The sequence below is a fragment of the Pseudomonas sp. P110(2024) genome (assembly GCF_057480795.1).
This window is the reverse complement of the sequence record NZ_JBLIYT010000009.1, coordinates 110,715-133,737: the sequence shown is the minus strand read 5'-3', so window position 1 is coordinate 133,737 and position 23,023 is coordinate 110,715. Positions and strand designations below refer to the sequence as shown.

Genomic DNA, 23,023 nt, shown 5'->3' with positions numbered 1-23,023 from the left:
CTGCCCCATCTCGTCGCGGCGCTGCACCGTCTGTACCTGGCTGAGGTCGCCACGGGCGATACGCGCGGCCTGGGCCAGCACCTGGCGCAGGGGCTGGGTTACCTGCCGGGTGATCAGCCAGGCAGCGAGGATGCCGAACACCAGTGCTAGCACAGCCACGCTGGTCAGCAGCGAACGGTCGGCCAGGGCCTCGTTGTCGCGCTGCTCGACTTTGCGCTCGCTCAGTTCACCGCTTACGGCCTGCAGCTCGTCACCCATTTTCTCCATGCCGTCCTGCAACTGCTCGACCTTGAGCGCGGCCTCGCGATATTGGTGCAGGACGTCGCGGTAGCGGTCCAGTTCCACCTGTGGGCGCTGGGTCAATGTGCCGGGCAGTTCCAGCGGGGTGATTGCCCGCAGCAACTGGCCAAGGCTGGCATTCGCCGCCTGCAGCGCGTCATCGCCCATGCTGGCAAAGCTGTCCCGGGGTGAGAAGGCATAGGCTGGCACCAGGCTTTGCTGGCTGGCGGACTCGATATGACGGCCCAGAGTGTCCATGAGACCGACCACGCTGCTCTGCGGGCCGTCGCCCGACAGCTTCAGCAGGGCTTGGGTCTGCAGTTCGTCGATCACGGTTTCGAGCACGCCAGACTGCGCCTGCATCGCCGCATGCAAGCCTTCGCGGCTGTCCACGGTACCTTGTAGGGTGGCGAAGTCGCCCTTCAGGCGCTGCAGCAACTGCAGCTTCTGGCTCAGCATCTGTCGCGACGAATCGAGGCCGCTGCGTTGCTGCAGCAGGGTCAGGCGGTCGTGCAACTGTTCCAGGATGGTCGCGATGCGTGTCCTGCTGACGTCGTCGGCGAGTACCCGGTAGGTGATGCGCTCGGCGCGCAGGTCACGGGTCAGATCGTTGAGTTGGCCGATGTCGCTCAGTTGTTCCGAGCGCTCGATGGCGCCGTCCAGCGCACGCCAGCCGCTGAGTGTGGTGGCCAGGGTGAGCAGCAGCACCACGGCGAAACCCAGGGTGAGCTTGAGCCCGACGCCGAGGTTGCCGAGTTGGCGGTCAAGGTATCCGAACATGGCAGGTCTCCGTCCGATTGAGAAAAGGCCATGGCAGCAGATTGCCGCCATGGCCTTTGCTCATCGGCCGGAAGTCCGTCGGACTGGACCTGCAAATTGAGTAGGAAAATTCTCTGAGGGCTGAAGGGTAGTACCTACAGCCCGCAAGCCGCGAATTAGAGCCTGAAACGCCCCACCAGGCCCTGCAGGTGCGTTCCCAGGCGGGCCAGCTCGACGCTGGAGCTGGCGGTCTCCTCGCTGGCTGCCGAGGTCTGGTCGGAGATGTCGCGCACGTTCATCACGCTGCGGTTGATCTCTTCGGCCACGGCGCTCTGCTGTTCGGCGGCGGTGGCGATCTGCTGGTTCATCGACTGGATCGACGACACGGTGCGGGTGATGGTGCCCAGCGAGTCGCCAGCGCGGCGGGTCAGCTCGACGCTGCTGTCGGTCAGGGCGCGGCTGCTGTCCATGACGCTGGCCACGCGCTCGGTGCCGTTCTGCAGGCTGGCGATCAGTTCCTCGATCTCCTCGGTGGACTGCTGGGTGCGCTGGGCCAGGCTGCGCACCTCGTCAGCGACCACGGCGAAGCCACGGCCCGCTTCGCCAGCGCGGGCGGCCTCGATGGCGGCGTTGAGCGCCAGCAGGTTGGTCTGCTGGGCCACCGACTTGATCACATCCAGCACGCTGCCGATCTTGTCGCTCTCGGCCTTGAGCTGGCTCATCGCTTCGCTGGAGTTGACCACCTCGCCGGCCAGGCGCTCGATCTGGCTGATCGCCTCGCCCACCACCTTGTCACCCTCGCGGGCCTGCTGGTCGGCCATCAGCGCCGCTTCCGAGGCTTGCTCGGCGTTGCGCGCCACTTCCTGGACGGTGGCGGCCATCTCGTTCATGGCAGTGGCGACCTGGTCGGTCTCGACCTTCTGGTTGTTGACCCCGGCGCTGGTCTGCTCGGTGACCGCCGACAGTTCCTCGGCGGCGCTGGCGATCTGCGTCACGCCGTCACCAATGCCCCCGATGAGCTCACGCAGGCCCTGGGTCATGCGCTGCATGCTGGCCTGCAGCTGGCCCAGTTCGTCGCGCCGATCGGCCTTGAGGTCCTGGCGCAGGTCGCCGCCGGCCACGCGCTCGGCGGCGGCGAGGGTCTGGCGCAGCGGCACGATGATCTGCCGGGTGATGGCGAAGGCGGCCAGCACCCCCAGCAGCAGCGCCAGGGCGGTGGCGCCGGCCAGCAGGGTCTTGGCCTGCTGGGTGCCCTGGTCGCGCACGGTGGTTTGCGAGACGGTCATTTCCTGGCTGGCGGACAGCAGCACCTGGCCTTGCGCGGCCATGCGCGCCAGCGCCTGCTCACTGGCCGTCTGGGCGTTGCCGAACTGGTTCACCGCGTCGCGGTAGGCGGCCAGTGCGCTCGCGGCGTCGTCGAGGCTGGCGGCGAATTCGCCCGGAAGCTTGCCTGGCAGGGCCTTGAGTACGGTCATGGCCTGGTCGATGGCGCCGAGCGCGGTCTGCTGGAACTCGGCCTTGCCGCTGTAGGTGTAGCCGCGCACCTGGAAGCGTGCCTGCTGCAACAGGGCGGCGACCTGCACCACCTCCTGGTACTGCTGGATATCGCCGCCCTGCAGCAGGCGCTGCTGGACCTTGGCGATCAGCTCGGCGGCCTTGTCGGCGCTGTCGCCCAAAGTGGCGCGGCTGGCCTCGCGGCGCAGGCCGGCCTGCTTGAGTTCGGTGAAGGCCTGCTGGTACTGGCGCACGGCGTCCTGCTGCTTGTCCAGGCGCTGGCGGTCGGCGGGTAGCTCGATCTGGCCGAGCATGAACTGCACCTGGCGCTCGAGGTTGGCCAGGGCTTTTTCCAGTTCCGCCACGGCGGCGTCGTCTCGGTTGCGCTCATAGCCCAGGCGGGCCAGGCGCAGGTCCTGGGTGTACTGGTGGATCACCGAGATGTTGCCGAGCTTGTCGCCACGGCTGGTGACGCTGTCGATGCCCAGCCAGCCGGTGAAGGTGATGCCGAGGGTGAGCAGCAATACCAGGCCGAAGCCGATCCCCAACTTGCGATTGACGCTTACATTTCCCAGTGACTGGGCAAACCAACGGTACATAGACGACTCCCCGGCGCGTGGCAGTGCGGATTATTGTTCTGTTGCACAGGCCATCGGCGCGGGGCGGGGAAACTTGATGGTAAAAACTTGACTATTGCGTCAGAAAATTCGCGAGAGCAGGGCGGTGACCGCCGTTTCCACCCGCAGGATGCGATCGCCCAGCTGCACCGGGGCCAGGCCGGCCTTGCCGAGCAGCTCGACCTCGTAGGGGATCCAGCCGCCTTCGGGGCCGATCGCCAGGGTCACCGGGCCTTCCACGGCGCGCGGGCAGGCAGGGTAGGGGCCGGGGTGGCCGACCAGGCCCAAGGAGCCTTCGGCGATGGCGGGCAGGCGGTCTTCGACGAAGGGCTTGAAGCGCTTCTCGATGATCACTTCCGGCAGCACCGTGTCACGGGCTTGCTCCAGGCCGAGAATGAGGTTTTCGCGGATGGTCTCGGACTGCAGAAACGGCGTCTGCCAGAAGCTCTTCTCGACCTTGTAGCTGTTGACCAGGATCAGCCGCGGCACGCCCAGGGTGGCGACCGTCTGGAACAGCCGACGCAACATCTTTGGCCGCGGCACGGCCAGCACCAGGGTCAGCGGCAGCTTGGCCGGCGGCGGCTGGTCGAAGGCCACCCGCAGTTCGGCCTCATGGCCTTCGAGGCGGATGACCTCGGCCTTGCCCATCAGGCCGCCGATGCGCCCGACGCGCAGGTTGTCGCCCACCGCCACGCGGTGGATCTCCTGCATGTGGGTGAAGCGGCGATCGGCCAGGACGACACGGTCGGCCGACACGAAGTCGGCCTCTTCAAGAAGCAACAGGTTCACGGTTGGGTCGCTGGCGGCTGGTCGTTGTGGTCGTTGCTCGCTTCGTCCGGCTCGTGGCTGCGCTTGCGGATCAGGCTGCCGCACAGCACGCCGACCTCGAACAGCATCCACATGGGCACGGCCAGCAGGGTCTGGGAGAAGATGTCCGGCGGGGTGAGGATCATGCCGACCACGAAGCAGCCGATGATCACGTACGGGCGGATCTTCTTCAGGTACTGCACGTCGACCACGCCGATCCACACCAGCAGTACCACCGCCACCGGGATCTCGAAGGCGACGCCGAAGGCGAAGAACAGGGTCATGACGAAGTCGAGGTAGCTGGAAATGTCGGTCATCATCGACACGCCCTCGGGGGTGGCGCTGGCGAAGAAGCCGAAGATCAGCGGGAACACCAGGAAGTAGGCGAAGGCCATGCCGGCATAGAACAGGAAAATGCTCGATACCAGCAGCGGGATGGCGATGCGCTTTTCGTGGCGGTACAGGCCCGGAGCGATGAAGCCCCAGATCTGCTGCAGGATGAACGGGATCGCCAGGAACAGCGAGACGATCATGGTCAGCTTGAACGGCGTCAGGAACGGCGAGGCCACGTCGGTGGCGATCATCGTCGCGTTGGCCGGCAGGTGCGCGCGCAGCGGCGCCGAGACCAGGGTGTAGATCTGCTGGGCGAAGGAGAACAGCCCGGCGAAGATCAGGAAGATGGCGGCGACGCAGCGCAGCAGGCGGGTGCGCAGTTCGGTCAGGTGCGAGACCAGCGGCATCGGCTGGTCATGTTCCGGATTCTCGCTCATGGGGCTCGTGGCGGTTGGGGCGGCTCGGAGGGTGGCGTCGCGGTCGGCTGCGCGGGGGCGGCTTCGACGGCGGGTGTGGCGGGCGTTTCAGCGCTGGTCGGCGGCTGCGCCGGTGGCGTCAGCGGGTTGAGGATGCGCTTGGCCTCCTGCTCCATCTGCAGGATGTGCTCGTTGTGCAACTGGCGGCGGATGTCGTCGGCGCCGATCTCGCGCTCGACCTCCATCTTGATCGCGTTGAAGCTGCGCTTGAGGCGGCCGATCCACAGGCCCGCGGTGCGCGCGGCCCCCGGCAGGCGCTCGGGACCGAGCACCAGCAGGGCGACCAGGCCGACGAGCAGCAGCTCGCTGAAACTGATGCCGAACATGGGTCAGTCTTTCCGCTGTGGCTCTTGGACCGGCTGGGCCTGGCCCTCGATGGTGTGGCCCTGGGCCTGCTGCGCGGTGTTCTGCACCGGCGGAACCGGTTGGGCCGGCGGCGGGGTCTGCTCGGCGGGCTTGGTTTCTTCTTCGTTCATGGCCTTGCGAAAGCCCTTGATCGATTCGCCCAGGTCGCTGCCGAAGTTCTTCAGTTTCTTGGTGCCAAACACCAGCACCACGACGACCAGCAGGACGATCCAGTGTTTCCAGTCAAAAATGCCCATTTCGTACTCCTGAAAAATGTGTGTCGGTCTATCGGGCCCTGGGGCTGCCTTGCAGCCCATCACAGGGTTCAGCGAATTGTTCAGGCGACGCGGCCCCCTGTAGGAGCGGCCTTGCCGAGGCGTCGGACCGGTCGGAAAGGGGCGCAACGCGCCCCCGGCAATCTTCAGGCAGACGGCTGACGCGCAGCCTTCTCATCATGCCCGGACAATCCGAACCGACGCTCCAGCTCGTCGAGCACCGCCTGCGGATGCTGGCCGAGCGCGCTGAGCATGACCAGGCTATGAAACCACAGGTCTGCGGTTTCATAGATGACATCGCTGTAATCCTTGCTGACGGCGGCATCCTTGGCGGCGATGATGGTCTCGATGGACTCTTCGCCGAGCTTCTCGAGGATCTTGTTCAGGCCCTTGTGATACAGGCTGGCCACGTAGCTGCTGTCCGGCGCCGCGTGCTTGCGTTCTTCCAGCACCTCGGCGAGGCGGTTCAGGGTGTCGCTCATGTCAGTGTCCTGCGCTGTAGATGGCGTTCGGATCCTTCAGGACCGGGTCGACGGTTTTCCACTGGCCGTCCTCGAAGACGCGGTAGAAGCAGCTTTCGCGGCCGGTATGGCAGGCGATATGGCCCAGTTGTTCGACCATCAGGATGATCACGTCGGCGTCGCAGTCCAGGCGCATTTCATGCAGTTTCTGCACATGGCCCGACTCTTCGCCCTTGCGCCACAGCTTGCCCCGCGAGCGCGACCAGTAGATGGCGCGATGCTCGGCGGCGGTCAGGGCGAGGGATTCACGGTTCATCCAGGCCATCATCAGCACGCGCCCGGTCTTGTGGTCCTGGGCGATCGCCGGCACCAGGCCATCGCTGTTCCACTTGATCTCGTCCAGCCAGTCTTTCATCGTCGACTCCAAACCAGGCCCGCTCCCGTACCGGGCCCCTGTACGCTAGTGTGCCAGCCGACGGCGCGGCTGGCTATCGGCGCACGATAAGGTACAGGCCCGCGGCCAGCATCAGCCACGCCGGCCAGGTGGCCGGGGCGCTGAGGCTGACGGCGCCGGCGGCCAGCGTCGCTCCGCCGCCGAGCAGGCCGGCACCGAGCAGGCGCAGCGCCCAGTTGTCGCCGGCGCGGCGTCGCTCGGGCAGTTGCGCATCGTGCAGGTGCGGTTGCGACAGGCGCTCGAGCAGGTCGCGGGTCATGTCGGCCAGGTGCGGCAACTGCTCGGCCTGGCTGTACAGGTTGCCGATAACCGCCTTCGGGCTCATGCGCTCGCGCATCCAGCGTTCGAGGAACGGCTTGGCGGTGCTCCACAGGTCCAGGTCGGGATAAAGCTGGCGGCCCAGGCCTTCGATATTCAGCAGGGTCTTTTGCAGCAGCACCAACTGCGGCTGGACTTCCATGTTGAAGCGCCGGGCAGTCTGGAACAGGCGCATCAGCACTTGGCCGAAGGAGATGTCCTTCAACGGCTTTTCGAAGATTGGCTCGCACACGGTGCGGATCGCCGCCTCGAATTCGTTGACCTTGGTCTGCGCCGGCACCCAGCCCGAATCGATGTGCAACTGGGCCACGCGGCGGTAGTCGCGCTTGAAGAAGGCGATCAGGTTGCGGGCCAGGTAGTCCTGGTCCTCGGCGGTGAGGCTGCCGACGATGCCGCAGTCGATGGCGATGTACTGCGGGCTCCATGGCTTGACCGTGCTGACGAAGATGTTGCCCGGGTGCATGTCGGCGTGGAAGAAGCTGTCGCGGAACACCTGGGTGAAGAACACTTCCACACCCCGCTCGGCGAGCATCTTCATGTCGGTGCGCTGGTCCGCCAGCGTGACCATGTCGGTGACCGGTACGCCGTAGATCCGCTCCATCACCAGCACCTTGGGCCGGCAGAAGTCCCAGTACACCTGGGGCACGTACATCAGCTCGGAGCCTTCGAAGTTGCGCCGCAGCTGGCTGGCGTTGGCCGCCTCGCGCAGCAGGTCGAGCTCGTCGTAGATGGTCTTCTCGTAGTCGCCGACGATCTCCACCGGGTGCAGGCGACGGGCATCGGCCGAGGCGCGTTCGGCGGCCTTGGCGATCAGGAACAGCCAAGCCAGGTCCTGGGCGATGACTGGCTTGAGGCCCGGGCGCACCACCTTGACCACCACTTCCTCGCCGCTCTTGAGGCGCGCGGCGTGGACCTGGGCCACCGAGGCCGAGGCCAGCGGCTCGACGTCGAAGCGGCTGAACACCTCGGCCACCTTAGCCCCGAGCTGTCCCTCGATCAGCGCCACGGCGTGCTGCGGGTCGAACGGCGGTACCCGGTCCTGCAGCAGCATCAGCTCGTCGGCGATGTCGGTGGGCAGCAGGTCGCGGCGGGTGGAGAGCAACTGGCCGAACTTGATGAAGATCGGCCCCAGGTCCTGCAGCGCCAGGCGCAGGCGCGCGCCGCGGCTCAGCTCCAGGGGCTTGCGCGGCAGCCAGCGCCAGGGCATCAGCAGGCGCAGGCTGGCCAGCCACCAGGGCAGCAGGGGCTGTTCGAACAGCAGGTCATCGAGGCGGTAGCGGATCACGACGCGCTGGATGCGCAACAGACGGCGGACGGCGAGCAGCTTCATGCGTTATCGCTGGTATCAAGAGTGTGGGCGAGGCGGCGCAGGCGCGCCTCGAGACGTTCGATGTCGACTTTCAGCGCATCGAGCTCGCTGAACGCCGCTTCGGCTTCGCGTTTGCCGACCAGGGTGCGGGATTCCTCGGCCAGGTACTCGGAGAGGTTCTCGCCGAAACGGGCCAGACCCTGGCGGGTCCAGCGCGCGCGCAGGCGCAGGTGGCCGGCGATCAGCGCGGTGGGCACCGGGCCCAGCCAGCGCTGCAGCTCGTATTCCCAGTCCAGCTCCAGGTCTTGCACGATGCCGAACAGGTCGAGCAGCACGGCGCTGTCGCCATGCAGTTCGACCTGGGGGCTGTGCAGTACGGCGGTCTTGTCCTTGGCCAGGGCCAGCTGCGCCAGGCGCCCGGCGGGGGCACGCAGGGTGCAGTCGACCTCGCCCTCCCAGTGGGCGGCGAGCATCAGGCCTTCCTCGTCGGGCAGCACGAACACCTTCAGGGCCGGCTGCACGCAGTCGATCTCGATCACCCGGCCCTCCAGCGCCGCCAGGCGCGGGAGGGCGGTGCTGTCCAGGCGCAGGACACGGTTGAGCCCGTGCTCGGCGCTGGCGAGCAGGCCGGCCAGGAGCATCAGGGCTTGATCCCCCGGTGCACGGCGACGATGCCGCTGGTCATGTTGTGGTAGGTGACGCGGTCGAAGCCAGCCTCGACCATCATGCTCTTGAGCGTTTCCTGGTCGGGGTGCATGCGGATCGATTCGGCCAGGTAGCGGTAGCTTTCCGCGTCGTTGGTGATCAGCTTGCCGGCCAGCGGCATGAAGGCGAACGAATAGGCGTCGTAGGCCTTGGACATCAACTTGTTGGTCGGCTTGGAGAACTCCAGGATCAACAGGCGGCCACCAGGCTTGAGCACCCGCAGCATGGAACGGATGGCTTCGTCCTTGTGGGTCACGTTGCGCAGGCCGAAAGCGATGGTCACGCAGTCGAAGTGGTTGTCCGGGAACGGCAGCTTCTCGGCGTCGGCCTGGACGAACTCGATGTTGCCGGCCACGCCGCGGTCGAGCAGGCGGTCACGGCCGACCTTGAGCATCGAGTCGTTGATGTCGGCCAGCACCACCTGGCCGGTCGGGCCGACCAGGCGCGAGAACTTGGCGGCCAGGTCGCCGGTGCCACCGGCGATGTCCAGCACCCGGTTGCCGCTGCGCACGCCGGACAGCTCGATGGTGAAGCGCTTCCACAGGCGGTGCATGCCGCCGGACAGCACGTCGTTCATCAGGTCGTACTTGGCGGCCACCGAGTGGAACACTTCGGCGACTTTCTTCGCCTTCTGGCTCTCGGGCACGTCCTGGTAGCCGAAGTGGGTAGTGGGTTCGGCGTGGTCGCCTTTGCGCTGGTCGGTCATATCGCTTCACCAGAAAAAAATTACGGCCATTCTAGGGGCTGCGGGCGGATTTGTCTTGGCGGGGTGTGTCATGCAGAGGGGGCGGGCATAATGGCGATTATGTCTTCATATCCAGGATCACCCGCATGACCCAGATCAGCGTCGAACGCAAACACTCCCTCGGCCGTGACGCCGCCCGTGCCAAGGCCGAGGCGCTGGTCGACAGGCTCAGCCGCGAATACGACCTCAAGGCCACCTGGAACGGCGACCGCGTCGATGTGACGCGCAGTGGTGCCAATGGCAGCGTGCACATTGGCGAGGACACCATCCGCGTCGAGCTGAAGCTGGGCATGATGCTGTCGATGATGAGCGCCAGCATCAAGGGCGAGATCGAGCGGGCGCTGGACAAGGCACTGGCCTGATTCGCCCGTACCGTCCCGATCCCTTGTAGGCGTGGCACAAGGCCGCGCCTACATCCAGCAGGCCTGAAGCGGCAATACGGCCCACCTTAGGGTGAGGATTCTAATTTTTCCGCCTACCTTCACGCTCAAGCCCTGCCTCCCAGGGCAGTTCCTCCCTCCCTTGAACGAGCATGAGGTGCAGAGCATGGCCAAAGTGAATCTCAAGCAGAAAGACGACGCCCAAGGCAGTACCCTGGGTGAGGTGCGCGGCTACGCCCGCAAGATCTGGCTGGCGGGCATCGGTGCCTACGCCCGCGTCGGCCAGGAAGGTTCCGACTACTTCAAGGAGCTGGTGAAGGCCGGCGAAGGCGTCGAAAAACGCGGCAAGAAGCGCCTGGGTAAAGAGATCGAAGCCGCCAACGGCCATCTCGACGAAGCCACCCAGGAAGTCAGCCGGGTACGCGGCAAGGTCGAGGTCCAACTGGACAAAATCGAGAAAGCCTTCGACGCCCGTGTCGGTCGCGCCTTGAATCGCCTCGGCATTCCGTCTAAACATGACGTTGAGGCGTTGTCCATCAAGCTTGAACAGCTGCATGAGCTGCTCGAGCGTGTCGCGCACAAACCATAAGGAGAGCAGGATGGCTGGCAAGAAGAACACCGAGAAAGAAGGCAGTTCCTGGATCGGCGGAATCGAGAAGTATTCCCGCAAGATCTGGTTGGCTGGCCTGGGTATCTACTCCAAGATCGACCAGGACGGTCCCAAGCTGTTCGATTCGCTGGTGAAGGATGGCGAAAAGGCTGAGAAGCAGGCGAAGAAAACCGCCGAAGACGTGGCCGAAAGCGCCAAGTCGTCGACCAACTCCCGGGTGTCTGGCGTGAAGGACCGCGCGCTGGGCAAGTGGAGCGAGCTGGAAGAGGCCTTCGACAAGCGCTTGAACAGCGCCATCTCGCGCCTGGGCGTGCCCAGCCGCAATGAGATCAAGGCCCTGCACCAGCAGGTCGACTCGCTGACCAAGCAGATCGAGAAGCTGACCGGCGCGTCGGTGACCCCGATCTCCAAGGCCAGTGCCAGCAAGACCGCGGCCAAGCCCTTGGCCAAGGCGGCAGCCAAGCCTGCGGCCAAGACCGCTGCGGCCAAACCGGCGGCCAAGCCTGCGGCGAAAACCGCGGCGGCTAAACCGGCAGCCAAGCCAGCGGCGGCCAAACCCGCTGCCAAACCCACTGCGGCCAAAAAGCCGGCCGTGAAGAAAGCGACTCCGACCAAGCCTGCGGCAGCCAAGCCGGCCGCTCCGGCGCCCGCCGCCACCGCGGCTCCGGCTCCGAGCGCGGCCCCGGCCAGCAGCACGCCGTCGGCACCGGTAAACGCGGCCACCCAGGCCTGACACACCGCGTCGCCCTGATCGCGGGGCAAGCCCGCTCCCACGAAGCCTGCACAGGACGCGTGGGGGTGGGCTTGCCCCGTGATCGTTTCAGCCTTCCAGATAGCGCATCGCCAACTGCTCCGCCGCCCTGCGCGCCGGTGCCTGCAGATGCGGCGCCACCAGCATCATCACCTGGTATACCACCACCCCCACATCGCCCTCGCGCCCCAGCACCCGCTGGTAGTCCAGCGAGCACATCAGGGTCAGGGTGATCTGCTCCACCAGTTGCCCCAGCGCCTGGGTCTCACTGGTCACCTGGCCCTGGCCCTTGAGGCTGGCCAGCAACGCCGCCAGGGTGCGCTTGAGGGCGTTGATCAGGCTGCGCATGCCCCGCGCCAGCTTGGGCAGGCGCCCGGTGAGGTTGGACAGGTCCTGGAACAAAAAGCGGTACTGGGCCATGCGCTCGACGATCAGGTGCAGGAACAGCCAGTAGTCCTCGGCGTCCAGGCGCACATCCAGGGGCGGATCGAGCAGTGGCATCAGCTCCTCTTCGAAACGCTCGAACAGGCCGATCACCAGCGGCTCCTTGCCGTGGAAGTGGTAGTACAGGTTGCCGGGGCTGATCCCCAGTTCATTGGCGATCTCCAGGGTCGAGACGTTCGGCTCGCCCTGGCGGTTGAACAGCTGCAAGGCACATTCAAGGATACGGTCGCGGGTCTTCATCCGGTCAGCGCGCCAATACGTAGCTGCCCGGCGCGGGGCCCAGCGGTGGATAGGTGGCGTTGCCCAGTTCCTCGCGTGGCGCCTTCAGCGTGCCGGAGCGCTCACTGATCCATTCCAGCCACAACGGCCACCAGCTGCCGTCGCGCCTTTGGGCATCGTGGAACCAGGCCCGCGGGTCGCTGGAGAGCTTGGGGTTTTCCAGGTAGTAGGCCTTGGGATTGCCGGGCGGGTTGATGATGCTCTGGATATGCCCACTGTTGGCCAGGATGAAACGTCGGTCGCCACCGAGCAACAGCGCCGAGCGGTAGACCGCGTCCCACGGAGTGATGTGGTCGTTGCTGCCGGCCACGGTGAAACTGTCCAGCCCGACCTGCTTGAGGTCGATAGGTGTACCGCACACTTCCAGGCCTTCGGGGAAGGTCAGCGGGTTGAGCTTGAAGAAGTCCAGCAGGTCGCCGTGCAGGGCGGCGGGCAGGCGGGTGTTGTCGGCGTTCCAGTAGAGGATGTCGAACGCCGGCGGGGTCTTGCCCATCAGGTAGTTGTTGACCCAGTAGTTCCAGATCAGGTCGTTGGGGCGCATCCAGGCGAAGATGCGCGCCACTTCGCCGCCGTCCAGCACGCCGCGCTGGTACGAGCGGCGCTTGGCCGCCTCGATGGTCTGCTCGTCGGCGAACAGGCTGGCGGGACTGTCGAAATGGCTGTCGAGCAGGCTCACCAGGTAGGTGGCGCTGCGCACCTTGCGCAGTTGCTTCTTGGCCTGCAGGTGGCCCTGCAGGGCGGCCATGGTCAGGCCGCCGGCGCAGGCGCCCATCAGGTTGGGATCACGGCTGCCGCTGATGCTGCGGCAGGCGTTGAGCGCCTCCTCCAGGGCCTGCACGTAGCTGGACAGGCCCCATTCGCGGTGACGCGGGTCAGGGTTGCGCCAGCTGACCATGAACACCTGCAGGCCCTGCTTGAGCATGTACTGGACGAAGCTGTTGGTCGGGCCGAGGTCGAAGATGTAGAACTTGTTGATCTGCGGCGGTACCACCAGCAATGGCCGGGCGTACTGTTTCTCGCTCATGGGCTTGTACTGGATCAGTTCCAGCAGCTCGTTGCGAAACACCACCGCGCCGGGGGTGGCGGCCAGGTTGCCACCGACTTCGAAGGCCCGTTCGTCCACCTGGCGCGGCAGGCCATCGTTGTGGCGCAGGTCGTCGAGCAGGTGGCTGGCCCCGCGCAGCAGGCTCAGGCCGCCGGTGTTGAACAGCTCCTTGATCGCCAGCGGGTTGAGCAGCGAGTTGCTCGGCGCGAAGGCGTCGCTGACCAGGTTGAACAGGAACTGCGCCCGGGCGCGGTCATCGTCGGTCAGGCTGCTTTCCTCGATCCACAGGCGAGTTTGCTTCTGCCAGGCCAGGTAGGCCTGCAGGCCGCGACGGTAGAACGGGTTCTGGCTCCAGGTCGGGTCGCTGAAGCGCGCGTCGCGGGGGTGGGGTTGATAGGCGCTGTCACCGATCAGCACACGGCCCAGCTGGCCGCCCAGGCTCAGCAGATGGTGCGCGGTGTGCAGCGGGTTGCGCAGGCCGATCCGGCCGACCTGGCGCAGGGTCGAGATCAGGTCGCGACCGCGCAGGCCGGTGATGGCGTTCTGCACGTTCATGCTCGTGGCGGGGACCGGTGTCATCCCTCTGGCCGGTTTGTCCTTCATGCCAACACTCCTTCGTCAGATCCATTTCCGCGTTGGCCTTGTCGCGGGCTCGCCCGCGCGAAGGCGCACTGGGCTTGGCTGCAACTAGCCTGTGCTGACGCATAAAAAGCCTTCCTACCCCCTTGCCGCTGGCCGGGGGTGCATGACCGCGCGTTGGCGTTCCTGCTCGAGGAATTTCATGATGATCGGCGCGACGGCTTCGGCCCGGGTGATCAGGAACAGGTGGCCGTCGTCGATTATGTGTAGCTGGGCATTGGGAATTCGCCAGGCCAGCAAGCGCATGTTGATCAATGGGATCAACGGATCGTCGTCGCCGGCCAGCACCAGAGTGGGTTGGTGGATCTTGTGCAACCAGTGGATGCTGGTCCATCCGAGTCCGGCGAACAGTTGCCAGTAGTAGCCCAGCTTGCCGCCCGAACGGACCTTGGAGGCGTGGTGCATGGCCAGCTCAGGGTCGCGCCGGAAGCCGCCGCCATAGATCAGCGGGGCGATGCGGATCACATGGGAGGGTTGCACGTAGCGCCTTGGGCTGGCCATCATCCACAGCACCTTGGGCTTGCCCGGTACCATCACCGCGCCGGCGGCGGTGGCGGCCAGCACCAGCTTCTTGCAGCGCTCCGGGTAGTCGTAGGCGAACTGCTGGGCCAGGGCGCCGCCCCAGGACACACCGATGACGTTGACCTGGCCGTAGTCCAGGTAGTCGAGCATGCGCGCGGTCAGCTTGGCCAGGCCGGGAAAGCGGTAGGGGTGGCGCGGCGTCGACGAGCCGCCGACCCCGGGTACGTCGAAGGCGATGACTTCCAGGTCCGGGTCCAGCGCCTCGATGAAAGGGAATACCAGCTCGAGGTTGGCGCCGATGCCGTTGAAGATCAGCAACGGCGTCAGGTGTGGCTTGCCCGGGCGGACCGCGGTGCGGATGGACTGATCGTCCAGCTCGACGGTCCTGAAGATGTACGGTTGCGGCATGCGCGTGACTCTGTGGTGAAGGTAGCGCCGCGATGCGCCGACTGGCCCATCGCGGCGGTTCGGTTCAACGCTCGTGCACGTATGTTCCCGGTGCGGCCTCGCCTGCGGTATAGGTGCGGTTACCCAGCTTTGTAGGCGCCTTCTTGAGTTCGCCGGCGCGCTCGCCCAGCCAGGCCTGCCAGTGCAGCCACCAGGAGTCGGCGTGCTTGATGGCGTTCTCCTGCCAGGCCACCGGGTCGTCCGGGCGGTCCTCGCCGGTCAGGAAGCGTGCCTTGGGGTTGCCCGGCGGGTTGAGGATGCTCTGGATATGGCCGCTGTTGGACAGCACGAACTCGATCTTGCCGCCGAACAGGTGCGCCGAGCGGTAGCACGATTGCCACGGGGTGATGTGGTCGGCGGTGCCGGCGACGCTGTAGATGTCGCAGTCGACCTTCTTCAGGTCGATGGCGGTGCCGCACACTTCGAGGGCGTCGGAGCGGGTCAGCGGATTGTTCTTGAACATTTCGATCAGGTCGCCGTGGAAGGCGGCCGGCAGGCGGGTGGTGTCGTTGTTCCAGAACAGGATGTCGAACACCGGCGGTTCGTTGCCGAGCAGGTAATTGTTGACCCAGTAGTTCCAGATCAGGTCGTTGGGGCGCATCCAGGCGAATACCTTGGCCATGTCGCTGCCTTCGAGCACGCCAGCCTGGTAGGAGTGGCGCTTGGCCGCCTCCAGCGTTTGCTCGTCGACGAACAGCGCGACCTGGGTGTCGACGGTGGTGTCGAGCACGCTCACCAGCAGGGTGAGGGCGTTGACCTTTTTCTCGCCGAGCGCGGCGTAGTGGCCCACCAGCGCGGTGCAGGTGATGCCGCCGGAGCAGGCGCCAAGCATGTTCAGGTCCTTGCTGCCGGTGATCGCCAGCACCGCGTCGACTGCTTCCTTGAGCGCGTCGATGTAGGTCGAAAGGCCCCACTCGCGCTGAGCCTTGGTCGGGTTGCGCCAGCTGATGATGAAGGTCTGCTGCTGGGAGCGCAGGCAGAAGCGTGCCAGGCTCTTTTCCGGGCTCAGGTCGAACACGTAGAACTTGTTGATCTGGGGCGGTACCACCAGCAGCGGACGGCTGTGCACCTGCTCGGTAATGGGGCTGTACTGGATCAGCTCCAGCACATCGTTGCGGTACACCACCGAGCCTTCGCTGGTGCCGAGGTTCTTACCGACCTCGAAGGCCTCCATGTTCACCTGGCTGGGCATGCCGCCGTTGTTGACGATGTCCTTGGCCAGGTTGGACAGCCCGTCGAGCAGGCTCTTGCCGCCGGTCTCGAAGAAGCGCTTGACCGCGGCGGGGTTGGAAAGGGTGTTGGTGGGGGCCATGGCCTCGGTCACCAGGTTGATGACGAACTGCCCGCGGCTGATGTCCTGGGGCGACAGGTCGCTTTCGCTGATCCAGTCGTTGAGCTCCTTGCGCCAGGCCAGGTAGGTCTGCAGGTAGCGGCGGTACAGGGGGTTCTTGCTCCACGCCGGGTCGGCGAAGCGACGGTCGTCGCCTTCGGGCTGCAGGGCCGACTTGCCCAGCAGCACGTTCTTCAGCTCCAGGCCGAAATGCGCCACGTGCTTGGCGCTGTGCAAGGGCTGGCGTATTGCCTGGCGCAACACCGTGCGCGCCGATGTCAGCAGATCCTTGCGGCGAATGCCGATAACCGGGTTCAGCCCCAGGGTGTTTTCCGAGGCCTGCCGCTGCAACTCATCGTTGTTCTTGTTACTCATCTACGACGCTCCGTTGTCCTGAGACGAGTACCGGTGTGCTGTGACAGCCCGGTACTGCTACTCGGGTGACCAGTGATAAGGAACAGCGGTGCTGCGACCGGATGCGTGCCGATGATGAGCTGCGTGGGTTTCTGCGTGTGAAGACAACCTGCTTTCGCTCGCGACCTCTACATACCGGCCCGGCCCTGCCTGCCTTCAAGGCGATGCAGGGAACTTGCCAGCTCCATTGGTTACCCGACTTTCGTGTAATGCGCAAGACAGCCAATCTTTGGCTGTCATCAAGGCATTCAAGCAGATGAGATTAGAAAATGCGCTCTAAAGCCTGCGAGCCTTGAGCTAGAGCATCAATTTCACCACCGATTCGGACGGGTCGCGGGATTTGCCGGCCTTGTGCAATTCGTCGAGGTACTCGGCCCACAGCTGCTCCTGGCGCAGGCACAGCTGCTCGAGGTACTCCCAGGTGAACAATCCGGAGTCATGGCCATCGTCGAAGGTCAGTTTCAGTGCATATTGACCGGCCGGTTCCAGACCGCTGAGGCCGACGTTGATCTTGCCAAATTGCAGGATGGGGTTGCCGTGGCCCTGGACCTCGGCGGACGGCGAATGCACGCGCAGGAATTCGGCGGGCAGGTGGTAGACCTCGCCGGGGGCGTAGGTGAGGGTGAGGGTCTTGGAGGCTTTGTGCAGGTTGATGGCGGTGGGGAGGCGGGCCATGGCTGGAATCTCTGGTGAGCTGATGGTGCAAGCTTCGGGAGATTCAGGGGATTGTGCAAGGGGGCTGCAAAGCAGCCCCCAGCGGTCTTACAGGATATAGCGCGACAGGTCTTCGTTCTGCGCCAGCTCACCCAGGTGGCTGTTTACGTAGGCGGCGTCGATGTGGATCGGCGTCTCGTCGTGGGTGCTGGCCAGGTCGCCGGCGCTGAACGACACTTCTTCGAGCAGGCGCTCGAGCAAGGTGTGCAGGCGGCGGGCACCGATGTTCTCGGTCTTCTCGTTGACCTGGTAGGCGATCTCGGCCAGGCGCTTGAGGCCTTCGTCGGCGAACTCGATGTTCAGGCCCTCGGTCTTGAGCAGGGCGCTGTACTGTTCGGTCAGTGAGGCATGCGGCTCCTTGAGGATGCGCTCGAAGTCTTCCGGGGTCAGCGCCTTGAGCTCGACACGGATTGGCAGGCGGCCCTGGAGCTCGGGCACCAGGTCGCTTGGCTTGCTCAGGTGGAACGCGCCGGAGGCGATGAACAGGATGTGGTCGGTCTTGACCATGCCCAGCTTGGTGTTGACGGTGCAGCCCTCGATCAGCGGCAACAGGTCGCGCTGTACGCCTTCACGGGAGACATCGGCGCCGCCGACGTTGCCACGCTTGGCCACCTTGTCGATCTCGTCGATGAACACGATGCCGTGCTGCTCGACCGCTTCCAGGGCCTTGGCCTTGAGCTCTTCCTCGTTGACCAGGCGGCCGGCTTCCTCGTCGCGGACCATCTTCAGGGCGTCCTTGACCTTCAGCTTGCGGCTCTTGCGCTTGCCCTTGCCCATGTTGGCGAACAGGCTCTGCAGCTGGTTGGTCATCTCTTCCATGCCGGGCGGCGCGGCGATCTCGACGCCCATGTTCTCGGCGACTTCGATCTCGATTTCCTTGTCGTCCAGCTGGCCTTCGCGCAAGCGCTTGCGGAACAGCTGGCGGGTGTTGGAGTCGGTGCTGGACTGCTGGGCTTCCTCGCTGAAGCTGCTGACCCGCGCCTGCGGTAGCAGGGCGTCGAGGATACGGTCTTCGGCGGCGTCCTCGGCGCGGTGGCGCACGCGCACGATCTCCTGCTCGCGCAGCATCTTCAGCGCGGCGTCGGCCAAGTCGCGGATGATCGACTCGACGTCACGGCCAACGTAGCCAACTTCGGTGAACTTGGTCGCCTCGACCTTGATGAACGGCGCGTTGGCCAGCTTGGCCAGGCGGCGGGCGATTTCGGTCTTGCCGACACCGGTGGGGCCGATCATCAGGATGTTCTTGGGCGTCACTTCGGCACGCAGCTCGGCAGGGAGCTGCATGCGCCGCCAGCGGTTGCGCAGGGCGATGGCGACGGCGCGCTTGGCGTCGTCCTGACCGATGATGTGGCGGTTCAGTTCGTGAACGATTTCGCGGGGGGTCATGGACATGATGAATGTGGTCCTTCGGCAAAGTGGGTCAGCGTGGAAAAGCCCCATCACCGGGATGGGGCGCCAGAACAGCTGATCACTCGGCCAGGTCCTGCTCCTCGATGGTCAGGTTGTGGTTGGTGAACACGCAAATGTCGCCGGCGATGTTCAGGGCTGTCTCGGCGATCTCACGGGCCGAGAGGTCGGTCTTGTTCAGCAGGGCGCGGGCCGCGGCCTGGGCGTAGGCACCGCCGGAACCCATGGCGATCAGGCCGTCCTCGGGTTCGACCACGTCGCCGTTACCAGTGATGATCAGCGAGGCGTCCTTGTTGGCCACGGCCAGCATGGCTTCCAGGCGGCTCAGGGTACGGTCGGTACGCCATTCCTTGGCCAGCTCGACGGCGGCGCGCACCAGATGGCCGGAGTGTTTCTGCAACTGGGCTTCGAAGCGTTCGAACAGCGTGAAGGCATCGGCGGTGGCACCGGCGAAGCCGGCGATGACCTGGCCGTTGTACAGGCGACGGACTTTCTTGGCGTTGCCTTTCATCACAGTGTTGCCGAGGGAAACCTGGCCGTCGCCGCCCATGACGACTTTGCCGTTACGGCGGACAGAAACGATGGTAGTCAAGGGAGAGTCTCCACGCAGCGGGGCGAAAATGCCTGATGCAGACTGATATGGGGGGAGGGGGGAAGGATTTCAACCAGCGGGGATGAATGGTTGTTTCAGGTCTTTGCCGGCCCCATCGCGGGGCAAGCCCGCTCCCACGCCAGGTCGACCTTGCGTGGGAGCTCCTGCGTGGGAGCGGGCTTGCCCCGCGATAGGCGTTACTCAGGCCTCGTGGCAGACGTGCCCATCGACCAAGGTATAACGCACCGCGCCCGGCAGGCAGTGGCCGATGAACGGGCAGTTCGCACCGCGAGAGAACCACTGCTCGCCTGCCACGGTGGACGCGTTCGGATCGAACAGCACCAGGTCCGCCGCGCCACCCACCTTCAGCTCGCCGGCCGGCAAGCGCATCGCGGCAGCCGGGCCGCTGCTCAGGCGTGCCAGCAGGGTTGGCAGGTCGAGCAGGCCGTCCTCGACCAGGGTCATGGCCAGCGGCAACAGCAGCTCGACGCTGCTGATACCCGGCTCGGTGGCACCGAACGGCGCCAGCTTGGCATCACGCTCGTGAGGCTGGTGATGGCTGCTGATCGCCTGAATCACCCCGGACTTCACCGCCTCGCGCAGGCCATCGCGGTCGGCGGCGGTGCGCAGCGGCGGCTGCACGTGGTACAGGCTGGAGAAGTCGCGCAGCGCTTCGTCGGTGAGGATCAGCTGGTACAGCGCCACGTCGGCGGTGACCGGCAGCCCCAGCGCCTGGGCCTGGGCGATCAACCGGGCGCCGCGGGCGCTGGTGATCTGGGTGAAGTGGGCGCGCACGCCACTCTGCTCGACCAGCAGCAGGTTGCGGGCCAGGGCCACGGTCTCGGCGGTTTCCGGGATGCCCGGCAGCCCGAGGAAGCTGGCCATGGGGCCTTCGTGGGCCAGGCCGCCTTGCGCCAGGTCGCGGTCCTGGGAGTGGAACACCACGGTCAGGTCGAAGGTCGCCGCGTATTCCAGGGCGCGGGCCAAGGTGCGGTTGTTGGGGATTTCCTTCAGGCCGTTGCCGAAGGCCACGCAACCGGTGTCGCGCAGGGCTACCAGTTCGGCCAGTTGCTCGCCTTCCAGGCCCTTGGTCAGGGCGCCTATCGGGTAAACCTTGCTGTTGGCCGCCTCGCGGGCGCGGTCGAGGATCAGTTCGGCGACTGCCGAGGTGTCCAGCACCGGCTTGGTCTGCGGTGGGCAGCACAGGCTGGTGACGCCGCCAGCCACGGCGGCGCGGGTTTCACTGGCGATGTTGCCCTTGCGGCTGTAGCCCGGCTCGCGCAGGGAGACGCCGAGGTCGACCAGGCCCGGCGCGGCTACCAGACCGTCGGCCTGGATCGTGCGGCTGGCGTTGAAACCGGCCGGCGCCGCGCCGATGGCGGCGATGCGCCCGCCGTCCAGGTGCAGGTCGGTGATGCGGTCCAGGCCGCTGGCAGGATCGATGACCCGGGCGCCGATAATGCTGATGGTCACTGGGCGTTCTCCTGGTCGAATTGACGTTGCGCGTTCTGCCCGCTCATGGCCATGGACAGCACGGCCATGCGCACGGCGATGCCGTAGGTGACCTGGTTGAGGATCACCGAGTGCTGGCCGTCGGCCACCGCCGATTCGATTTCCACGCCGCGGTTGATCGGACCCGGGTGCATGACGATGGCATCCGGCTTGGCCCCGGCCAGGCGCGAGGTGGTCAAGCCGAACAGGCGGTAGAACTCGCCCTCGCTGGGCAGCAGGCCGCCGGCCATGCGCTCGCGCTGCAGGCGCAGCATGATCACCACGTCGACATCCTTGAGACCTTCGGCGAGGTCGGTGTAGACCTTCACCCCGTATTGTTCGATACCAATCGGGATTAGCGTCTTCGGGCCGATCACGCGGATGTCCGGGCAGCCCAGCGCCTTGAGCGCGAGCATGTCCGAGCGCGCCACCCGCGAGTGCAGGATGTCGCCGACGATGGCCACGGAGAGGTTTTCGAAGCCGCCCTTGTGCCGACGAATGGTGAGCATGTCGAGCATGCCCTGGGTCGGGTGGGCGTGGCGGCCGTCACCGCCATTGATTACTGCCACGTCCGGGCACACATGCTCGGCGATGAAGTGGGCGGCGCCGGAATCGGAGTGGCGCACGACGAACATGTCGGCGGCCATGGCCTCCAGGTTACGCAGGGTGTCGAACAGGGTCTCGCCCTTGCTGGTCGAGGAAGTCGACACGTTCAGGCTGATCACGTCGGCCGACAGGCGCTGGGCCGCCAGTTCGAAGGTGGTGCGGGTGCGGGTGGAGTTCTCGAAGAACACGTTGCACACGGTCTTGCCGCGCAGCAACGGGACTTTCTTCACGGCCCGGGCGCCGACTTCGAGGAACGAGTCGGCGGTGTCGAGGATCTCGGTGAGCAGTTCGCGGGGCAAACCGTCGAGCGAGAGGAAGTGGCGCAGCTGGCCCTGGTCATTGAGCTGCAGCGGGCGCTTGGCGTCGAGTGGCGTCATCGCGGGGGACTCTTAAAGGGCGGAAGCGGGAGCGAGGTCCTGGCGCTCGAGGGCGAGCGGCGTGGGTCCGGTCAATTTTACCCGTTCATGGGCGGCCAGGGACAGGGTGGCGCCGACTACATTCGGCCGGATCGGCAATTCGCCGGCATCCAGGTCGAGCAGGCAGGCCAGGGTCACGCTGGCCGGACGGCCATAGTCGAACAGCTCGTTGAGGGCGGCGCGGATGGTGCGCCCGCTCATCAGCACGTCGTCTACCAGCACCAGGTGCTGGCCTTCGATCTCGAACGGCAGCTCCGAAGGGCGCACCTGCGGGTGCAAGCCGTTCTGGCTGAAGTCGTCGCGGTAGAAGGACACATCCAGGGTGCCCAGCGGGCCCTGGTCGCCCAGCTCGGCCAGCAGGGCCTGGGCCACCCACACGCCGCCGGTGCGGATGCCGATGAAGCGCGGCTCGCTGATGCCGCGGCGGGCCAGGTGGGCGCGAAGGTCGACGGCCATCTGCCGGATCAGATCGGCGGGATTGGGTAGGCTCATTGCGTGCTCCTCGGAAGGCGGGCGCCGGCTCCAGCCGGCGGCAAAGCGGATTTAAGTGTTGGCCTCCAGCCAGCCTTGCAGCAGCAGGGCGGCGGCGATGGCGTCGACCGGGTTGTCGCGGTAGCTGCCGTGGCGCCCGCCTCGGGCCATCTGCTCGCCCTTGGCCTCGAAGGTGGTCAGGCGTTCGTCGTGGGTGTGCACCGGCAGGTTGTAGCGGCCGTGCAGGCGCCGGGCAAATTTCTCGGCGCGTTCGCTCATCTCGCTGGGCGTGCCGTCCATGTTCAGCGGCAGGCCGACAACGATCGCGTCGGGTTTCCATTCCTTGATCAGCTTCTCGACCTGGTTCCAGTCCGGTACGCCGTTCTGGGCCTTGAGCGTGCACAGCTCGCGGGCCTGGCCGGTGATCACCTGGCCGACGGCCACGCCGATCTGTCGGGTGCCATAGTCGAAGCCCAGCAGTAGACGCAGTTCGGCCATCAGGCGTGGCCCGCCTGGCTGGTCAGCAGGCTGAGGTTGATCCCCAGGCTCGCGGCGGCGGCGCCCAGGCGTTGGTCGCTGGCCAGGCCAAAGATGATCTCGGGGTCGAAGGGGCAGTTGAGCCAGGCATTGTCGGCCAGCTCCGCCTCCAGCTGGCCGGCTTCCCAACCCGCGTAGCCCAGGGTGATGAGGCTCTTGCGCGGGCCATCGCCGGTGGCGATGGCGAACAGCACGTCTTGGGAAGTGGACAGCGACAGGCCCTCCAGCTCGACCGTGGCCTGGTAGCTGCGGTCGTTGCTGTGCAGCACGAAACCGCGGTCGGTCTGCACCGGGCCACCCTGGTAGATCGGGATATGCAGGGTGCTGGCGGGCGGCTCGTCGTCCGGGCGCAACTGCTCGAGGATGTCGGCCAGGTTCAGCTCCTGCGGGCGATTGACCACCAGGCCCATGGCGCCGTGGGCATTGTGCTCGACGATGTAGGTGAGGGTCTGGGCAAAGTTCGGATCGGCCATGTGCGGCATGGCGATCAGGAACTGGTGCTTGAGGTAGCTGGGGGCGAGGGTTTTCATGACCGCTAGTGTGGCGCCAGG

General features: G+C 65.8%; 25 protein-coding genes and 2 pseudogenes. 3 read left to right on the top strand and 24 right to left on the bottom strand.

What is annotated here, in order from left to right; all coding sequences use genetic code 11:
• Positions 1-18: 18 nt before the first annotated feature.
• The 12 genes and pseudogenes from AC25ND_RS15960 to ubiE form a co-directional block, all read right to left on the bottom strand.
• Positions 19-1,059, bottom strand: a pseudogene (locus tag AC25ND_RS15960) (methyl-accepting chemotaxis protein); the annotation flags it as partial.
• 155 nt (positions 1,060-1,214) lie between these two features.
• Entirely contained in the window at positions 1,215-1,928 is a 714-nt protein-coding gene (locus AC25ND_RS15955) for a methyl-accepting chemotaxis protein (protein ID WP_410175749.1), read from the bottom strand.
• 141 nt (positions 1,929-2,069) lie between these two features.
• Positions 2,070-3,131: pseudogene (locus AC25ND_RS15950) on the bottom strand (methyl-accepting chemotaxis protein); the annotation flags it as partial.
• A 99-nt stretch (positions 3,132-3,230) separates the two neighbouring features.
• Positions 3,231-3,938, bottom strand: coding sequence for a 16S rRNA (uracil(1498)-N(3))-methyltransferase (locus tag AC25ND_RS15945; protein WP_028688377.1), 708 nt, complete (start codon positions 3,936-3,938; stop codon positions 3,231-3,233).
• Positions 3,935-4,726, bottom strand: a complete 792-nt coding sequence (tatC, locus tag AC25ND_RS15940) for a twin-arginine translocase subunit TatC (RefSeq protein ID WP_028688376.1) — start codon at positions 4,724-4,726, stop codon at positions 3,935-3,937. Before tatC ends, AC25ND_RS15945 begins: the two co-directional genes overlap by 4 nt.
• Positions 4,723-5,091 carry a Sec-independent protein translocase protein TatB gene (tatB, locus tag AC25ND_RS15935; RefSeq protein WP_028688375.1) on the bottom strand — a complete coding sequence of 123 codons (369 nt, stop codon included), beginning with the start codon at positions 5,089-5,091 and terminating at the stop codon, positions 4,723-4,725. Before tatB ends, tatC begins: the two co-directional genes overlap by 4 nt.
• A 3-nt stretch (positions 5,092-5,094) precedes the next feature.
• Positions 5,095-5,367, bottom strand: coding sequence for a twin-arginine translocase TatA/TatE family subunit (locus tag AC25ND_RS15930; RefSeq protein ID WP_028688374.1), 273 nt, complete (start codon positions 5,365-5,367; stop codon positions 5,095-5,097).
• Positions 5,368-5,531: 164 nt separating this feature from the next.
• The gene (locus AC25ND_RS15925) at positions 5,532-5,867 is read right to left on the bottom strand and encodes a phosphoribosyl-ATP diphosphatase (RefSeq protein WP_028688373.1); all 336 of its coding nucleotides are present in this window, start codon (positions 5,865-5,867) and stop codon (positions 5,532-5,534) included.
• 1 nt (position 5,868) lies between these two features.
• Positions 5,869-6,261: a phosphoribosyl-AMP cyclohydrolase gene (gene hisI, locus AC25ND_RS15920; protein ID WP_011536069.1), complete on the bottom strand. Its 393-nt coding sequence runs from the start codon at positions 6,259-6,261 to the stop codon at positions 5,869-5,871.
• Positions 6,262-6,334: 73 nt separating this feature from the next.
• Positions 6,335-7,948, bottom strand: coding sequence for a ubiquinone biosynthesis regulatory protein kinase UbiB (gene ubiB, locus AC25ND_RS15915; RefSeq protein ID WP_028688372.1), 1,614 nt, complete (start codon positions 7,946-7,948; stop codon positions 6,335-6,337).
• Positions 7,945-8,568 (bottom strand): ubiquinone biosynthesis accessory factor UbiJ, encoded by a 624-nt coding sequence (locus AC25ND_RS15910; RefSeq protein ID WP_182321849.1) that lies wholly within the window; start codon positions 8,566-8,568, stop codon positions 7,945-7,947. Before AC25ND_RS15910 ends, ubiB begins: the two co-directional genes overlap by 4 nt.
• Positions 8,568-9,338, bottom strand: coding sequence for a bifunctional demethylmenaquinone methyltransferase/2-methoxy-6-polyprenyl-1,4-benzoquinol methylase UbiE (gene ubiE, locus AC25ND_RS15905; RefSeq protein WP_028688370.1), 771 nt, complete (start codon positions 9,336-9,338; stop codon positions 8,568-8,570). Before ubiE ends, AC25ND_RS15910 begins: the two co-directional genes overlap by 1 nt.
• A 125-nt stretch (positions 9,339-9,463) precedes the next feature.
• Here ubiE and AC25ND_RS15900 point away from each other — a divergent pair, with 125 nt between their 5' ends.
• The 3 genes from AC25ND_RS15900 (at position 9,464) to AC25ND_RS15890 (ending at position 11,100) form a co-directional block, all read left to right on the top strand.
• Positions 9,464-9,739: a polyhydroxyalkanoic acid system family protein gene (locus tag AC25ND_RS15900; protein WP_062360240.1), complete on the top strand. Its 276-nt coding sequence runs from the start codon at positions 9,464-9,466 to the stop codon at positions 9,737-9,739.
• 184 nt (positions 9,740-9,923) lie between these two features.
• On the top strand, positions 9,924-10,346 hold the full coding sequence (locus AC25ND_RS15895; protein WP_028688368.1) for a phasin family protein: 423 nt from the start codon (positions 9,924-9,926) through the stop codon (positions 10,344-10,346).
• A 10-nt stretch (positions 10,347-10,356) separates the two neighbouring features.
• Entirely contained in the window at positions 10,357-11,100 is a 744-nt protein-coding gene (locus AC25ND_RS15890) for a phasin family protein (protein WP_028688367.1), read from the top strand.
• 87 nt (positions 11,101-11,187) lie between these two features.
• Here AC25ND_RS15890 and AC25ND_RS15885 read toward each other — a convergent pair whose 3' ends face one another.
• The 12 genes from AC25ND_RS15885 to AC25ND_RS15830 all read right to left on the bottom strand — a co-directional run bounded on the left by AC25ND_RS15885 (position 11,188) and on the right by AC25ND_RS15830 (position 23,002).
• On the bottom strand, positions 11,188-11,802 hold the full coding sequence (locus tag AC25ND_RS15885; RefSeq protein ID WP_028688366.1) for a TetR/AcrR family transcriptional regulator: 615 nt from the start codon (positions 11,800-11,802) through the stop codon (positions 11,188-11,190).
• 4 nt (positions 11,803-11,806) lie between these two features.
• Complete coding sequence (gene phaC, locus AC25ND_RS15880) at positions 11,807-13,489, bottom strand: class II poly(R)-hydroxyalkanoic acid synthase (protein ID WP_062360235.1); 1,683 nt, start codon at positions 13,487-13,489, stop codon at positions 11,807-11,809.
• Between the two features lie 114 nt (positions 13,490-13,603).
• The gene (gene phaZ / locus AC25ND_RS15875) at positions 13,604-14,455 is read right to left on the bottom strand and encodes a poly(3-hydroxyalkanoate) depolymerase (protein ID WP_062360233.1); all 852 of its coding nucleotides are present in this window, start codon (positions 14,453-14,455) and stop codon (positions 13,604-13,606) included.
• A 64-nt stretch (positions 14,456-14,519) separates the two neighbouring features.
• Positions 14,520-16,199: a class II poly(R)-hydroxyalkanoic acid synthase gene (gene phaC, locus AC25ND_RS15870; protein ID WP_186596518.1), complete on the bottom strand. Its 1,680-nt coding sequence runs from the start codon at positions 16,197-16,199 to the stop codon at positions 14,520-14,522.
• Positions 16,200-16,535: 336 nt separating this feature from the next.
• Positions 16,536-16,913, bottom strand: a complete 378-nt coding sequence (locus AC25ND_RS15865; RefSeq protein ID WP_011536058.1) for a gamma-butyrobetaine hydroxylase family protein — start codon at positions 16,911-16,913, stop codon at positions 16,536-16,538.
• A gap of 87 nt (positions 16,914-17,000) precedes the next feature.
• Positions 17,001-18,344 (bottom strand): ATP-dependent protease ATPase subunit HslU, encoded by a 1,344-nt coding sequence (hslU, locus tag AC25ND_RS15860; protein WP_028688362.1) that lies wholly within the window; start codon positions 18,342-18,344, stop codon positions 17,001-17,003.
• A 76-nt stretch (positions 18,345-18,420) separates the two neighbouring features.
• Positions 18,421-18,951, bottom strand: a complete 531-nt coding sequence (gene hslV / locus AC25ND_RS15855; RefSeq protein ID WP_028688361.1) for an ATP-dependent protease subunit HslV — start codon at positions 18,949-18,951, stop codon at positions 18,421-18,423.
• Between the two features lie 201 nt (positions 18,952-19,152).
• Positions 19,153-20,424, bottom strand: coding sequence for a dihydroorotase (locus tag AC25ND_RS15850; protein ID WP_028688360.1), 1,272 nt, complete (start codon positions 20,422-20,424; stop codon positions 19,153-19,155).
• Positions 20,421-21,425 carry an aspartate carbamoyltransferase catalytic subunit gene (locus AC25ND_RS15845; protein ID WP_028688359.1) on the bottom strand — a complete coding sequence of 335 codons (1,005 nt, stop codon included), beginning with the start codon at positions 21,423-21,425 and terminating at the stop codon, positions 20,421-20,423. The genes AC25ND_RS15850 and AC25ND_RS15845 overlap by 4 nt, the downstream gene beginning before the upstream one ends.
• Positions 21,426-21,437: 12 nt before the next feature.
• The gene (gene pyrR / locus AC25ND_RS15840; protein WP_028688358.1) at positions 21,438-21,956 is read right to left on the bottom strand and encodes a bifunctional pyr operon transcriptional regulator/uracil phosphoribosyltransferase PyrR; all 519 of its coding nucleotides are present in this window, start codon (positions 21,954-21,956) and stop codon (positions 21,438-21,440) included.
• A 51-nt stretch (positions 21,957-22,007) separates the two neighbouring features.
• A complete protein-coding gene (gene ruvX / locus AC25ND_RS15835; protein ID WP_028688357.1) occupies positions 22,008-22,433 on the bottom strand; it encodes a Holliday junction resolvase RuvX in 426 nt (141 codons plus the stop codon).
• Entirely contained in the window at positions 22,433-23,002 is a 570-nt protein-coding gene (locus AC25ND_RS15830; protein ID WP_028688356.1) for a YqgE/AlgH family protein, read from the bottom strand. Before AC25ND_RS15830 ends, ruvX begins: the two co-directional genes overlap by 1 nt.
• Between the last annotated feature and the right edge of the window lie 21 nt (positions 23,003-23,023).